This is a genomic window from Bifidobacterium goeldii, from assembly GCF_003951095.1.
Taxonomy (GTDB): domain Bacteria; phylum Actinomycetota; class Actinomycetes; order Actinomycetales; family Bifidobacteriaceae; genus Bifidobacterium; species Bifidobacterium goeldii.
Map to the genome: position 1 here is coordinate 248,031 of NZ_QXGL01000003.1, position 14,131 is coordinate 262,161.

Consider the following 14,131-nt stretch of genomic DNA (forward strand, 5'->3'; position numbering starts at 1 on the left):
CATGACGACCAATGCCGCCATCAGCGCCGTCAACGCTGGCAAGGCCGCTATTTTCGATCTCGATGGCACACTGCTCGACTCAATGGGTGTGTGGGATCAGGTTGACATTGATTTCCTTGGGCGGCGTGGCATCGAAGTGCCAGCGGATTACATGATCAAGGTTGCTTCGATGCAGTTCCAGCAGATTGCTGAATACACGATCGCGAGATTTAATCTGCCAGACACCCCTGAGCAGCTGATGGCCGAATGGGATGACATGGCACGCGTTGCCTATTCAACAGTGGTTGAAGCCAAGCCGCATGCCGTCGAATACTTGCGGCATCTCAAGAGCACCGGCGCGAAGCTCGCCGTAGCGACTTCGCTGCCGCCCTCATTGCGCGAACCAGCTATGAAGCATGTTGGAATCCTTGATTTTTTTGACACAACAGTCAGTGTTGACGATGCAGGTGATGTTGGCAAAGACAAGCCTGACGTATACCTGCTGGCTGCCTCGCGGCTCGGCGTTGCGCCAGCCGACTGCACGGTGTTCGAAGATTTACTGCTCGCCATCCAGACCGCCAAATCCGCTGGTATGAAAGTCTGGGCCATGCACGACGACTCCTCCGACGCCGACTGGACCGCTATCTGCGACATCGCCGACGGCGTCCTCTTCGATTTCGCCGATGCGCCACGGATTCTATAAGACAACGGGGAATAGGGGATGACGGGGGTGTGATTGGGTTTATTACAGCGCAGTAGACTGAGGATGTTCTTGGGATGTTTAACCGACGGCATCATCAGGGGAAATAGTAATGAACGTAATCACAATGTATATCAATGGCCAATGGGTTGAATCTGCATCTGGTCGAGTCACGCATATTATCAATCCCGCCAATGGGCGCGTAGTAGCGCAAGCAACACGTGGTAATGCCGATGATGTCAACACGGCTGTTGCGGCAGCTAAAAAAGCATGCGAACCAGGTTCTCCATGGCGCACCCTAACGCCCGATGAGCGTGCAGAGCTTATGACGAAAGCCGCCGATCTCATTGAATCGCGCGCGGAAGAACTAGCGGTTGCGGAAACTAACAGCATGGGGCGCGTATATCGCGAAACCCGATACGATGACGTGTACGCAGCCAGCGGCGCATTCCGCTATTACGCCGGACTGGTGCACGAATTACAGGGTAGCTCTTCGATTGCAAACGGTGATCTGATGACCGTGACCATCCGCGAACCATTGGGCGTGTGCGCGGTATTGGCTCCATGGAATTATTCGATGGGCACCACAGCAGCCGGCATGGCACCCGCCTTGGCCGCGGGCAACACCGTAGTGGTTAAACCATCATCCCTTACACCGGTTGCCACAGCGATGATGTTCGAATGCTTGGCCGAAGCTGGTTTCCCCGCGGGCAGTGTTAACTTGGTGCTCGGCTCCGGTAACGAAGTTGGTACGGCACTCGCCGCAAACAAGGATATTGCTAAGATCACGTTCACCGGAGGCACGGAAACAGGCCGTGACATCATCGAACATTCTGCGACCAGCGTCAAACGCTTTTCGATGGAATTAGGCGGCAAGTCAGCGTTCATCATCTTCGATGATGCTGATCTGGATGTGGCCGTGGACCGACTCATGTTCGGCATTTTCCTCAGCCAAGGGCAGGTGTGCATCGCTGGCTCGCGACTGCTTGTGCAAGCGGGCGTGTACGAGCGGGTAATGAATATACTCAAGGAGCGTATTGCGAAGATTCGTATTGGCATGCCGCTTGACCCGGACACTGAATTCGGTCCGATGGTTTCCGAGAAGCAGATGAACCGCGTGCTGGATTACATTCGCATCGGGCAGGAGGAAGGCGCTCACGTACTGATTGGTGGAAAGCGAATCACCGTCGGTGATTTTGCGCAAGGCTATTTCGTCGAGCCGACGGTGCTGACAGATTGTACTCAGAACATGCGCGTCGTACAGGAGGAGATTTTCGGGCCGGTATTGACTGTGCAGACTTTCGCGGATGAAGATGAGGCTGTGCGCTTGGCCAACGGTACTTGTTATGGTCTTGCCGGGGGAGTGTTCACGACGGATATGGGCCGTGCGTTGCGCGTATGCGCTGGTGTTGATACCGGCATTATGTATGTGAACACGTACATGGATGATACGCAAGGTGTGCCAGTCAGCCCTCACCGGCAGTCCGGTACGACCGTGGACGGTGGCCTTGATGGTCTCAAGGAATACACCGTCCTCAAGCAAATCAACCTCAAGCTCATCCCGGACAAAACCGACTGGTTCTCTGCAGTCGACAAGTAGTAACGGGAATAGCGGTGACGATGGCCGCCGTGCATGATCGTCTTCCAGTCGGATGAGGCGGAATGACCGCGCTGCAGAGACCGGTAGGAGTTATGGGCGTTCTGTACGCACCATCATTACTCGTGACTGATTATGAATCCAGTCGGCGGCTTTTGGATCGATGACGCGAGCAATCCAATCAAGATTGGCGTATTGTTCATCCAGATACCGGTTCTCTGCGGCGAGATCGTCAAGCACGATGTGCTCCTGATGAGATAGACGGTTACGCAGGTCTCGCATCATCTTGGCATGGTTTTCGAACACGAGACGCTTGCGCAGCGGATAGTTCGGCATGCCGCCGTTGGTTGGATTGCGTAATGCCTTCCATACGGTCTGCTCCAGTCTGGAGGAAAGTAGGAAACACCACGAGCCAAGTGACATGTTGACGATTACCCGACCTGGAGTAACCGGCTTGCCTGTATGCCGTATCTGCTGTTCAATCTCTGCCACAGAGTTCTCGAATCGTTTTGTTCTGGACGAGTTGAACCGAAACTGTGCATCGTCTTTGTACCAGTCGTCTCGACCGCTGGCCAAAGTGAGACGGGCAGATATGAAGTTGCGCAGCAGCACCTCTACATGCGCGATGTCCTCAAGCAAGGCCTTGGAGATCCTACCGTTCCATACGTACAGGTCAACCGCATCGCAGCCAGTAACCTCAGCGGAACGAACATAAGTGTTCATACGTTCGGCGGAGAACCATCGTTGCAGATCAGTAAGCGTGACGGTTTGACTTTCAAGACTCATAAGGTTACATTACAAGAGAATGCCCCGGAACGTCACTCATGCGAAATATCATGAAACCCCGGGGATTTTCTTTTCGGTCGCCGTTTCGGTTGTGCTGCGTCGAAGTTCTTCCATCGCCTTGTTGAACGGGTTGAGCCGACCTTGTCTATTGACGTGCATGATCGGTCTCCAATTGAAGATATTCGAGTCGTCAATGGCGGTATGGCGGTGCGCGGATGTGTCACCAAGTGTGGTTTTCTCTTTTCTTAGCTACACTTATCGCGATAAGTGTAGCTAAGAAAAGACGACAGAAGCCGAAGGGCCAGCATCTAGCCGCTATAAGTGGCAGAGATGACGATTATGCCGAGCAGTACACGCTCGCATCGAGGGCATGAGGACCGTGGAGTGTGCTTTTTGAACGCTTGCACGAGTGTGGGCGTGACGAGAGCGACGATGCCGGCGGCGAGGGTGGTCGTTACGGAAAATCCATGGAATAGTCTCGCAGAAGCAGGATTCGCGATTGATGAACGACGTGCGCAATGCGTATCATGGGATGCGTTACAAGGTGAAAGGAGACGATGATGCCTGAAGAGAACGTGTTCATCATTGATGGCATCAAAACCCAATGGGATGACACCACGATGGTCGTCTCCGAGCTTGGTTTTGACCGAACCGCTACTTTGGATGACCATGGCAACATCCTGTCTTCCACCTTTGGCAAAGAAGGGGAGTCATTCCTACACCATTGGTATGGAAAAATGAAGCCGATGATCGATGATTTTCGTGCCATTGATCGGGAATACGCCAATGCCTGAGGTGTTTTTCCTCGCCGGATACAGCATCTACTTCAGCACCTTGGATCGGGAACATGGTGTCCATGTGCATGTCGCGCAGGGCAATCGACGCGACATAGCTAGGTTTGTATTGCACGCAGACGGCACCGTGACCTTGTCACATAATCATGGCAAAGTGCCATCCAAATATATTCGCCTAATACAGGCTGCGTTGGTTCGAGGATTTGATGAAGTCGTCGGTGCGTGGAAGAGACTATTCGGCGACGACATCCATTTCGATTGAGACTGGGATATTTTTGAACCGACCAGATGCGGTTTGTACTCCAGCTGGTTTTGCGGTAATGCTCGCCAACCGGGCGAACATTAAGTGCGGGCTTTAGACAGGAAGCTACCGTTGCCGCCGCGTCGGTTTGCGTTTGATTCTCAACTCATACAGTTGCATGGCGTAATGTGCTATATCATTCCGCCTTCGTCTTGGCTGCGGACGCGGCGTATTCCTTGATTGTTTTCTGCAGGAGTTCGACTAACGTGGCATTGTGCTCGAGAGCGTATTTCCTCGCCAAGAAGTATTGATCTTCGTCGACGGTGAGTTGGATGGTGATCGTGACTCTATCAGCCGGTGTATTTTGTGGGATCTCCGCGCAAGTAGGCGTCCGGCGGCCCGGTGCGCCATCGGGGAGACGGCGGCGAACGCGAGGATAGGCAACGAGCCGAGCAGACCCTACATCGTCGCGTTGAGATGTTCGGACGCCCCTATCCGTGGGCAGCAGCGGGCCGACGGATGTGAGCGGGGCTCGCAGATTCAGCGCGACGACGAAGACCAGCGCGGTCAGTATCGATGCGGCGAATCGCGATGCCGACGAGGGGATGGGATGACGTTCTGTTATCTGTTCCATGATGATCGACTAGATGATTAAAGAGTATCCGTGTGATGATGCCGTTGATTCGTATAGGGGGTGTTCGTCATCGCCCGCCGGGAATACGCGCGGCGATGGCGTTGAGGTTTTCGGCGACCGCCGCGATGATCTCGTCGTCGCTTTGTCCGCCCTCCAGCTTGAGCAGTCCGAGCGAGTGGAGCGTCCCGGCGATGGAGAAGACGGCGGCGATGCGCTCGTGCTCGTTCGCTGCATGGGCGGAATACCGTTCGACGAGCATCGACTCGATCTTGCGGAACATGACTTCGGGGCGGTCGCCGAACAGGATGCGCAAATCGTCGATCTGGCTGTCGACGGCCGGTCTCCAGCCGTTGAGGAACGCGAGCGGATCGGACAGGATCTTGTCCTTGTCTGGGTAATGCTCCAGCATCGCGTCGATGGTTTCGTCCTCGAGTTTGTCGTTGAGGTCGTATACGTCGAGGTAATGCTTGTAGAACGTGCTCGGGTTGACGAGCGCAAGGTCGCAGATGTCCTTGACCTTGACCTTCGAGACCGGAACTCCCGATGCCCGCAGGCGCAGAAACGCCTCGCGGATCGCCTTGCGGGTCTTGACGATGCGTAGATCGGTCATCATGCCCCTTTCGTCTGTTCGTTTGCCGGTGGCGTCATTCCCTCGCCGACCATAAGCCGAGTGTTATGCGACGATTCGGGCAAATCGTCGCATAAGCGAGGAATGTCGCATATCGGTGGTTGCCGTCCGTTGCGTTTCGATAATAATTGATGCTCGTTGAATAATCAATAACTATTGCTTATCGGAGTGTTATTGTGAAACTTGGCATCAACAGAAAACAATGGATCATGGTCATCGTGCTGCTCATGGGCACATTGCTGGCCGTGCTCAACATGTCGGTGGTCACGCCGGCGTTGCCGTCCATCATGAAGGACCTCGGGGTGGATTCCACCACCGTTCAGTGGCTGTCCAGCGGCTATTCTCTGGTCGAGGCGATGGTCATCCCGCTCGCCGCGTTCCTCATGGGACGCTTCTCCACCCGCAGGCTGTTCATTGGATGCATCTCATTGTTCGCGGCCGGCAGTCTCGTCGCCGCGTTCGCGTCGACCTTCCCCCTGCTCATGGTCGGCCGTGTGTTGCAGGCCCTGTGCACCGGCGCGATCATGCCGATGGTCACCGCGGTGATCCTGCTCGTGTTCCCCAAGGAAAGCCGAGGAACGGCGATGGGCATCACAGGACTCGTCGTCGGTTTCGCCCCGGCGCTCGGCCCGTCCATCTCCGGCGTGATCATCGACTCGTTCGGCTGGCGCACGCTGTTCGTCATCATGGCGGCAGTCTCGCTGATCGTCATCGCATTGGCCGCCGTCTACCTGCGCAACTTCGACGGCTTCCAGCCGGGCGCGTTCGACCTTGTCTCCGTGCTGCTCTCCTCGGTCGGTCTGGCATGCCTGTTGTACGGGCTGTCCACGTTCACGTCCACCGGCAACATGATGCTCACCGTCGCGCTGATCGTCATCGGCGTACTGCTCGTGGCCGTGTTCGTGCGCCGACAGCTCAAGGCGAAGGAACCGATGCTGCGCGTCGGCATCCTCGACAACCGCACCTACGCGCATTCGGTGATCATCGTGGCATGCATGCAGGCGGCCCTCATGGGATGCAACGTCATGGTGCCGATGTTCATCCAGACCGTGCTCGGCGCATCCGCCACCGCCAGTGGGCTCGCCATGCTCCCCGGCGCCCTCATCGGCGCATGCTGCGGCATCGTCTCGGGCCGCATGTTCGACAAATACGGTATCCGCAAGGTCGCCCTGCCCGGCCTGACGGTCATGACCATCGGCGGCGTGCTCATGGCTCTGCTCGGCGCGGACGCCTCGGTCATCCTCACGGCATGCGCCTACACCGTGCTCTACACGGGACTCATGTTCGCCATGACCCCGGTGAACACCTGGGGCATCAACGCGCTCGACAACGAAAACATCGGACACGCGCAAAGCGTGACCAACACCGTCGGACAGATCGCCTCCTCGATGGGCACAGCCCTCATCGTATCCATCTCCGCACTGTCCACCACCCTCGCGCCCACCGCCACCGGACACGCGCAATCCATACTCGGCTCGACGCTGGCATTCGCCACCATCGCGGTCATCCTCGCGGCCGCCCTCGTCACGGCACTTCTGGCGACTCGAACGCACCGAGACACGACGAAACGGACTCTCGTCGGACAGTGACCGAAACGACAACGCATCAACAGACACGGAACCAAAACGAAACGAGACATGATGAACACCACGAACAACTCGCTGACCCACAACATCCGCACCTTCCACCACGGCACCGAACCGCTGGTGGATCCCATCCAAGACACATTCATACGCACCGACAAAGCCGGCAACTCATGGTTCTGGGTCGGTCATTTCGAAGCGGACGGACACACCCTTGACTTCATGTACCACGTCAGCGTCCTGCAGCTCTCCAAATACCTGCCGGTGCGCATGATCAACAGCGTGCTGTCCATCACCGATGAGACCGGACGCATCTACCGTCACGAAGACCGCTTTTACAAGGTCAGGCGAGGACAAGTCGCAGGCCAGGGACTGCACATCCACACCGACAAGGACGTCATCGAAGGCGACCTCGACAACATGCGCATCGCATCGGCCATGCCGGACGGATCCATCTACCTCGACCTGCACGGCACCGGATACCCACTCTACAGTCTCGGCACCGGCTACTTCCAGATCGCCGGGGTACCCAACTACCAATACTCGTTCCCGCACATGGCCGCCAAAGGCGTTATCACTCTCGACGGCCAGCGCCACGAGGTGGAGGGGATGGTATGGATGGACCGTCAGTTCGCCGGCATGCCCAAAGGCAGAAGCCTCAAGGACGGCTACAACTGCAAATGGCTGTGGATGAACCTCTGCTTCGACAACGATCCCGACGTGATCAGCCTATGGGGTGTAACCGAACTGGCCACCGGCAGCGAACATTGCTGGGCCAGCGTCCTGCACCAAGACGGCACCCAATCCTTTACCGGCGTGGATCCGATGGTCGACGACTCCTTCAACGTGTGGGAAAGTCCTGTGACCGGCATGAAATACCCGACCGGATGGACTATCTCCATCCCCGAATGGGAAGCGAAACTCACCGTCACGTCCATCATGGACGAACAGGAAATCGCCTCGCCGAACCCCTCCGGCCGCAAATACGAAGGCGCAAGCCAAGTGGCCGGCACCTACCGAGGACACTCGGTGACGGGCCACTGCTGCCTCGAACTCGTCGGCGGATGGAACTGACAACACCGGCCCATTTTCCGAAAAACACCGGCGTCGGGCTGATTCCGCCAACCCGCCGAAGAAAGCCACAACCCGACGAACCGGTGAACAAGGGATTTGGAATGGGCACTGAATAGCCTTTCGGGGGCTCTCGCACAAGTTAAGCCCGTCTCGCGCACAACACGAGACGGGCTTAACTCCTTGTTTTTATTTAGCTTCGCTGTCTTTGCTGAGTTTGCCGTTGAACGCTTGGTTCACCAAGGTGTAGACGGCTTGTGCGACGCCGATGACGCCGGTGAGGACGATGCCCCAGCCGTAGCCGTGGAAGCCGTTGGTGGCGGCGATGGCGATGACGCCGAGCAGGATGCTCACACCGAGACTGGTCAAGCCCACGTAGCCGGCGGGGATGTACTTTTGAACGCCTACAACAAGGCTGGCGCGACGAGGATGACGATGCTGTCGGCGGCGAACACGACTGTTCGTCTTCAGCGTTTGGCGCGCTGTTGTCTTTGGCCATGCGGCCTCCTTCCGCCCGAATCCGGGCATAAGAAAAGCCACCACGGAGCATCCGTGATGGCTTGCTGAGAGGTTTCTTACAGAAGGGTTGCTACGCTGTATGTGTTTTGCTTCGTGTGGAAAGGGAATGCATATGCTCGTGGCATCGTGCTTGTTCGCGGTTCTCGCCGGACTGCTTCATGTTCTGATCTTCATCCTTGAATCCTTCCGATGGACCGACGGGAAGACCATGCAGACATTCTCCATCCCCTCGATCCAAGAGGCCGAGGCGACACGTGAGATGGCCTACAATCAGGGCTTCTACAATCTGTTTCTCGGTCTCATGGCCATGATCGGCGCGGCGCTCGTCTTCGCCGGTCAGCATGTCGCCGGCGTGACGTTGATGATCGCCGGCACCATGTCCATGGTTCTCGCCGCGCTGGTGCTGTTCACCGGCAGTCCCGACAAGCGTGGAGCGGCCCTCAAGCAGTTCGCGTTCCCGGCGGTCTCACTGGCCCTGCTGGCCGTCTCCGCTGTTCTCTGATTCGCTTCCCTCCAGCTCAACGTCCCGAACGGGCTTGAAGTCGCGATAGTACATGTTGTCGCCGAAGCCTTCGGGCATGAGCGGCGAGGCATACCGGCGTTCGAACTTGCCGGTCTTCTTGTTCACGAACCACGCGCAATCATCGATGGGTTGGAGGTGGAAGTCGATTGGCAGCACGGAGAAGTACTCGTCGTCTTCCCCGCCTTCCATGCTTGCCTCGATTCCGGTCGCTTCCCGGAAGATCTGGCGTGCCTGATGGTAGCTAGTGACTTTATCGGTCATGTGCTTGTCCTCCTTGACTTGGTGGCGTGGATTCGGCCCAGTTGTCGTATTCGTTGGAGTGCTGTCATACAGTCTTATTGAGGCATGAAAAAGGTTGGCAAGGGAGTCCTCTTGCCAACCTGATATGGTGCTCGCGAACGCGAACGAATGGGTCTAAGCCTTACAGCGCCTTGGCGGCCTGCTCTACGAAGCCTTCCATGCCGTCGATTGGTACGACCGTGTTGAAGCGCACGTCAGTGTGCTCGAGACCGCGCAGCGCGGCGGGGGCCGTCGTGCCGGTTTCACGAGAGAGCACGTCCATGCACTCGAAGTCGGTGCCGGTCGCGTCGAAGCCGAGCGACTCGTTGACCACGCGCGGGAACTTGTAAGGGCTCGCGGTTGCGAGAATCACGCGAGGAGTGAGCGGGTCACGCGGCATCTGCTGCGCCACATAGTACGCGCACGCGGTGTGCGGGTCGATCACGTAATGGTTCTTCTTCCAGCAGTCGGCGATCATCTCGCGTACCTGATCTTCGTTCGCCCAGCCGCAGCCGAACAGGTGACGGATCTTCGCAAGCACGTCGTCCGGGATTTCGTACGTGCCCCAGTTCTTCAGATCGTTCATCAGCATCGCAATCAGACGCGTGTCACCTTCAGCGAAGTAGTAGAGCATACGCTCCAAATTCGAGGAGATGAGAATGTCCATTGACGGCGAAATCGTCTGGTAGAACGGGCGCTGACGGTTGTACGTGCCCGTCGTCAGGAAGTCGAACAGTACATTGTTCTTGTCGGAAGCGACCACCAGATGTTTGACCGGCAGGCCGAGACGCTTTGCGTAATATCCCGCGAGAATATCGCCGAAGTTGCCGGTCGGCACCACGAATTCAACTTCGTCGCCGACGTTGATGATCTGCTGTTCGAGCAGCTGCGCGTATGCGGAGAAGTAGTAGACGACCTGCGGCACCAAGCGTCCCACGTTGATTGAATTCGCGGAGGAAAGCACGACATGCGAGTCTGCGGCGAGTTTGTTGGCCAGCTCACGATCGCCGAAGATGCGCTTAACCGCGGACTGCGCGTCGTCAAAATTGCCTTCGACGGCAGCGACCGACACATTCGAGCCCGTCTGCGTGGTCATCTGCAACTCCTGCACTTGACTGACCTTGCCTTCTGGATAGAAGACAGTGATCGCAGTGCCCGGCGCATCAGCAAAACCAGCCAGCGCGGCCTTACCAGTGTCGCCGGAGGTGGCGGTCAGAATCATGATTTTCTCGGAAGCGTCGCCGTCAGCCGGCGTGGTACGCGCCATGAAACGCGGCAGGATCTGTAACGCGACATCCTTGAATGCGGAGGTCGGGCCGTTAAACAGCTCGAGAATATAATCGTCACCCACAGACTTGAGCGGAGTAATACGCTCATCCGACCACTGCGCACCATACGCTTCGGCAATACACGCCTTCAGCTCCGCCTCTTCGAAATCCGGCAACAGTGCATGCAACACATCGTATGCAATCTCCTGATATGGGCGGCCGGCAAGATTAGCGATATCAACCTTCGTCTCGCCGAGTGAATCAGTGACAAACAGACCGCCATCGTCGGCGATGCCCTTACGAATAGCTTCCTTAGAAGTGAGTGAGTCGGTGGTGCTGCGCGTGGAATGGAACGTGGTCATAATGCCCTTCGCGAGTGAGACGATAACGACAAGTACCGTTAGTGTATCGTCAGCGGTAGGCAGGCAAAGCACACATGGCGGGAATATGAGACGGAACCGAGTCGTAACATGCGAGCGGTCTACACTTTGCACAACCGCACACGCGGGATCGTCCATCGATCACAGAAATTAAGGAAGAATAGGAGCGCACATGACTGCTTCGCCGCTCGCACAAACCCCTAACGACGCTTTCAACGCGCCAATCGCACAGGCTGATCCGGAGATCGCCGAGATCCTCACCGCTGAGCTGCACCGCCAGCAGGACGGTCTTGAGATGATCGCTTCAGAAAACTTTGTGCCGCGCGCTGTCCTGCAGGCGCAGGGCTCCGTGCTCACTAACAAGTATGCTGAAGGCTATCCGGGACGTCGCTACTACGGCGGCTGCGAGCAGGTCGACAAGCTCGAGACCATCGCACGCAACCGTGCTAAGGAACTTTTCGGTGCCGAATATGCGAACGTGCAGCCTCACTCTGGCGCGCAGGCCAACGCTGCCGTCTACCAGGCGCTTGTCAAGCCCGGCGACACTGTTCTCGGCCTCGCACTCGACCATGGTGGACACCTCACCCACGGCATGAAGATCAACTTCTCCGGCCGCTTCTACCACGCCGAAGCGTACGGCGTGAATCCGGAGACCTTCCGTATCGACCCGGAGATCATCCGCCAGCGCGCGCTTGAAGTGCACCCGGCTATGATCATCGGCGGTTGGTCTGCTTACCCGCGCATCGAGGACTTCAAGGCGATGAAGGAAATCGCTGACGAGGTTGGCGCCAAGTTCTGGGTTGATATGGCTCACTTTGCTGGTCTGGTGGCTGCTGGCCTGCATCCGAGCCCGGTTCCGTACGCGGACGTCGTTTCCTCTACCGCGCACAAGACGCTTGGTGGCCCGCGCTCCGGCTTCATTCTCGCCAAGGAAGAATACGCCAAGAAGCTCAACTCGGCCGTGTTCCCCGGCCAGCAGGGCGGCCCGCTCATGCACGTGATCGCCGGCAAGGCTGTCAGCTTCAAGGTTGCTGGCACCCCGGAGTTCAAGGATCGTATGCAGCGCACGCTTGACGGCGCGAAGATCCTTGCCGAGCGTCTGACTGCCGACGACGTGAAGGCTAATGGTATTTCTGTGCTCACTGGCGGCACCGACGTGCATCTGGTGATGGTCGATCTGCGCAATAGCGAAATGGACGGCAAGCAGGGCGAGGATCTGCTCGCTGCCTGCGGCATCACCATCAACCGCAACACCGTGCCGTTCGACCCGCGCCCGGCCTCCATCGCCTCTGGTCTGCGCATCGGCACGAGCGCGCTCGCCACGCGTGGCTTCGGACCGAAGGAATACGAGGAAGTCGCCGACATTATCGGTACCGCGCTCGCAGCCGGTCCGTCTGCTGATGTGGAGACGCTCAAGAAGCGCGTCGACAAGCTTGTTGAGGACTTCCCGCTCTATCCGGGTCTCGATCAGGTTCACTGATCGGGTTACTTAACCAGTCTTCGTGACCTTTCGTAGTAAGTAACTCTTTGTGACGCGGAGCGTGACACGGAACGCATGCACTATATATGAGACATCATAGAAACGTTGATTTTCAGCGTTTTTGTAGTTCTCGACATATGGGGTGTGCGCTCCGTGTCACGCTCCGCGTCACAATAAGTGCTGAATAGTGTCAGCGAAGGAGCTGTTCGGTCTGACGTCGACTTGCGCTAAGGTGTGGATATGACGAATAACGATGAGATCTGCGTACCTGCAGATGTGTTCGATGCGGTATGTGCAAAGGCTGATGCTGCCGCTCAAGCTCAACGTGGACTTGCTCAAGCGGATACTGAAGCAAAAAACGAGTTGCTGACAGCTATTGCGGATGCGTTAGATGCGCGCGCTGATGAGATCGCAGGCGCGAACGCGCTTGATATGGTCGAATCTAAAGAAGCTGGCATGGATGCTGGCAAACTCGACCGACTGCTGTTTGACGTTCCCCGTATTGCCGCTGCTGCGAATGGTGTGCGTCACGTTGCTACTTTGCCTGACCCCGTGGGGGAGATCGTACGGGGCTACCGACTGCCCAACGGTTTACGATTGCAGCAAACGCGCGTGCCGCTTGGTGTGATCGGCATGATTTACGAAGCTCGCCCGAACGTTACTGTTGATGTGGCTTCCTTGTGCCTTAAATCTGGTAATGCGGCTATTTTGCGTGGTGGTCACGCGGCCGAACGGACTAATGCAGCTACGCTTGCCATTATTCGTGATGTGCTTGCCGACCATGGTTTTGATCGTGCGCTGGTAGACACGGTAGATGAATACGGTCGCGATGGCGCTACCGCGATGATGGAAGCACGTGGCCACATCGATGTGCTGGTACCGCGCGGGGGAGCGGGCCTGATCCAAGCGGTAGTGCGCAATTCTAAAGTGCCAGTAATTGAAACCGGTGCTGGTAACGTGCATATTTACGTTGACGCCTCGGGTGATTTGAATAAGGCTATTCCCATCATTCTTAACGCCAAAACACAGCGTGTTGGTGTGTGCAATGCGGCTGAAAAACTCATCATTCATCGCGATGTTGCTGCACAATATTTGCCAGCTATTGCTCAGGCGCTTATTGCGGCCGATGTTGCATTGCATGCTGATGAGAGTGCATATGACATTATCGCGAACGCTGGCATTGACTGCGTGAGCGAGGGGGAGAACCTGCTCGCTGCTACTGCGCAAGATTGGGATACTGAGTATCTTGCGCTTGAAATGGGCGTGAAAGTGGTTGACTCGCTCGACGAGGCTATTGCGCACATCAACGAGCATTCCACCGGGCATACGGAGTCGATTATTGCTGAAGATTACTCAGCGATTGAAGAATTTACCAAGCGTGTAGATTCCGCCGTGGTTATGGTGAACGCTTCTACTCGTTTCACTGATGGTGGCGTGTTCGGATTTGGCGCAGAACTTGGTATTTCTACACAAAAGATGCATGCGCGCGGACCAATGGGGTTGCGTGAAATGACAACTACAAAATGGATCGGCTACGGCACCGGCCAGGTGCGGCGGTAGGATCATCACGGATCCACAACGCCGGAGAGGACGGGAAGGATATTGGCGATGAACGATACGCAGGAGCGTTTGAGCGACGAGCCAGCAGGCGGCATGATTGCAGACAATG

Annotated in this window: 15 protein-coding genes; 9 read left to right on the top strand and 6 right to left on the bottom strand. The window is 56.8% G+C overall.

Going from position 1 to position 14,131, the window contains the following annotated elements:
• The first annotated feature begins 1 nt into the window (after position 1).
• The gene (locus D2E25_RS06125; protein WP_125980876.1) at positions 2-682 is read left to right on the top strand and encodes an HAD family hydrolase; all 681 of its coding nucleotides are present in this window, start codon (positions 2-4) and stop codon (positions 680-682) included.
• 109 nt (positions 683-791) lie between these two features.
• Complete coding sequence (locus D2E25_RS06130) at positions 792-2,279, top strand: aldehyde dehydrogenase family protein (protein ID WP_125980878.1); 1,488 nt, start codon at positions 792-794, stop codon at positions 2,277-2,279.
• Between the two features lie 90 nt (positions 2,280-2,369).
• Here the strand turns inward: D2E25_RS06130 and D2E25_RS06135 are convergent, their stop codons facing one another.
• A complete protein-coding gene (locus D2E25_RS06135; protein WP_125980880.1) occupies positions 2,370-3,062 on the bottom strand; it encodes an Abi family protein in 693 nt (230 codons plus the stop codon).
• A 557-nt stretch (positions 3,063-3,619) separates the two neighbouring features.
• Here D2E25_RS06135 and D2E25_RS10480 point away from each other — a divergent pair.
• Together D2E25_RS10480 and D2E25_RS06145 are read left to right on the top strand one after the other, a co-directional pair.
• A complete protein-coding gene (locus D2E25_RS10480) occupies positions 3,620-3,856 on the top strand; it encodes a hypothetical protein (RefSeq protein WP_164514744.1) in 237 nt (78 codons plus the stop codon).
• Entirely contained in the window at positions 3,849-4,118 is a 270-nt protein-coding gene (locus D2E25_RS06145) for a DUF4160 domain-containing protein (protein WP_164514745.1), read from the top strand. The genes D2E25_RS10480 and D2E25_RS06145 overlap by 8 nt, the downstream gene beginning before the upstream one ends.
• A gap of 175 nt (positions 4,119-4,293) precedes the next feature.
• Here D2E25_RS06145 and D2E25_RS06150 read toward each other — a convergent pair whose 3' ends face one another.
• Together D2E25_RS06150 and D2E25_RS06155 are read right to left on the bottom strand one after the other, a co-directional pair.
• Entirely contained in the window at positions 4,294-4,731 is a 438-nt protein-coding gene (locus tag D2E25_RS06150; RefSeq protein WP_125980885.1) for a hypothetical protein, read from the bottom strand.
• A 67-nt stretch (positions 4,732-4,798) separates the two neighbouring features.
• Positions 4,799-5,344, bottom strand: coding sequence for a TetR/AcrR family transcriptional regulator (locus tag D2E25_RS06155; protein WP_125980887.1), 546 nt, complete (start codon positions 5,342-5,344; stop codon positions 4,799-4,801).
• A gap of 191 nt (positions 5,345-5,535) precedes the next feature.
• On the opposite strand from D2E25_RS06155, the gene D2E25_RS06160 reads away from it, so the two are divergent.
• Positions 5,536-6,948 (top strand): DHA2 family efflux MFS transporter permease subunit, encoded by a 1,413-nt coding sequence (locus tag D2E25_RS06160; RefSeq protein WP_125980890.1) that lies wholly within the window; start codon positions 5,536-5,538, stop codon positions 6,946-6,948.
• A gap of 48 nt (positions 6,949-6,996) precedes the next feature.
• Complete coding sequence (locus D2E25_RS06165) at positions 6,997-8,016, top strand: lipocalin family protein (protein WP_125980892.1); 1,020 nt, start codon at positions 6,997-6,999, stop codon at positions 8,014-8,016.
• Between the two features lie 186 nt (positions 8,017-8,202).
• Here the strand turns inward: D2E25_RS06165 and D2E25_RS10485 are convergent, their stop codons facing one another.
• Entirely contained in the window at positions 8,203-8,556 is a 354-nt protein-coding gene (locus D2E25_RS10485) for a hypothetical protein (RefSeq protein WP_164514731.1), read from the bottom strand.
• Between the two features lie 88 nt (positions 8,557-8,644).
• Here D2E25_RS10485 and D2E25_RS06175 point away from each other — a divergent pair, with 88 nt between their 5' ends.
• The gene (locus tag D2E25_RS06175; RefSeq protein ID WP_125980894.1) at positions 8,645-9,034 is read left to right on the top strand and encodes a DUF1304 domain-containing protein; all 390 of its coding nucleotides are present in this window, start codon (positions 8,645-8,647) and stop codon (positions 9,032-9,034) included.
• Here the strand turns inward: D2E25_RS06175 and D2E25_RS06180 are convergent.
• Positions 8,999-9,316: a hypothetical protein gene (locus tag D2E25_RS06180; protein WP_125980896.1), complete on the bottom strand. Its 318-nt coding sequence runs from the start codon at positions 9,314-9,316 to the stop codon at positions 8,999-9,001. The genes D2E25_RS06175 and D2E25_RS06180 overlap by 36 nt on opposite strands.
• 160 nt (positions 9,317-9,476) lie before the next feature.
• On the bottom strand, positions 9,477-10,964 hold the full coding sequence (thrC, locus tag D2E25_RS06185) for a threonine synthase (RefSeq protein ID WP_125980898.1): 1,488 nt from the start codon (positions 10,962-10,964) through the stop codon (positions 9,477-9,479).
• 190 nt (positions 10,965-11,154) lie between these two features.
• Here thrC and glyA point away from each other — a divergent pair, with 190 nt between their 5' ends.
• Positions 11,155-12,462, top strand: coding sequence for a serine hydroxymethyltransferase (glyA, locus tag D2E25_RS06190; protein ID WP_125980900.1), 1,308 nt, complete (start codon positions 11,155-11,157; stop codon positions 12,460-12,462).
• A gap of 240 nt (positions 12,463-12,702) precedes the next feature.
• Positions 12,703-14,022, top strand: coding sequence for a glutamate-5-semialdehyde dehydrogenase (locus tag D2E25_RS06195; RefSeq protein ID WP_125980902.1), 1,320 nt, complete (start codon positions 12,703-12,705; stop codon positions 14,020-14,022).
• Positions 14,023-14,131 lie beyond the last annotated feature (109 nt).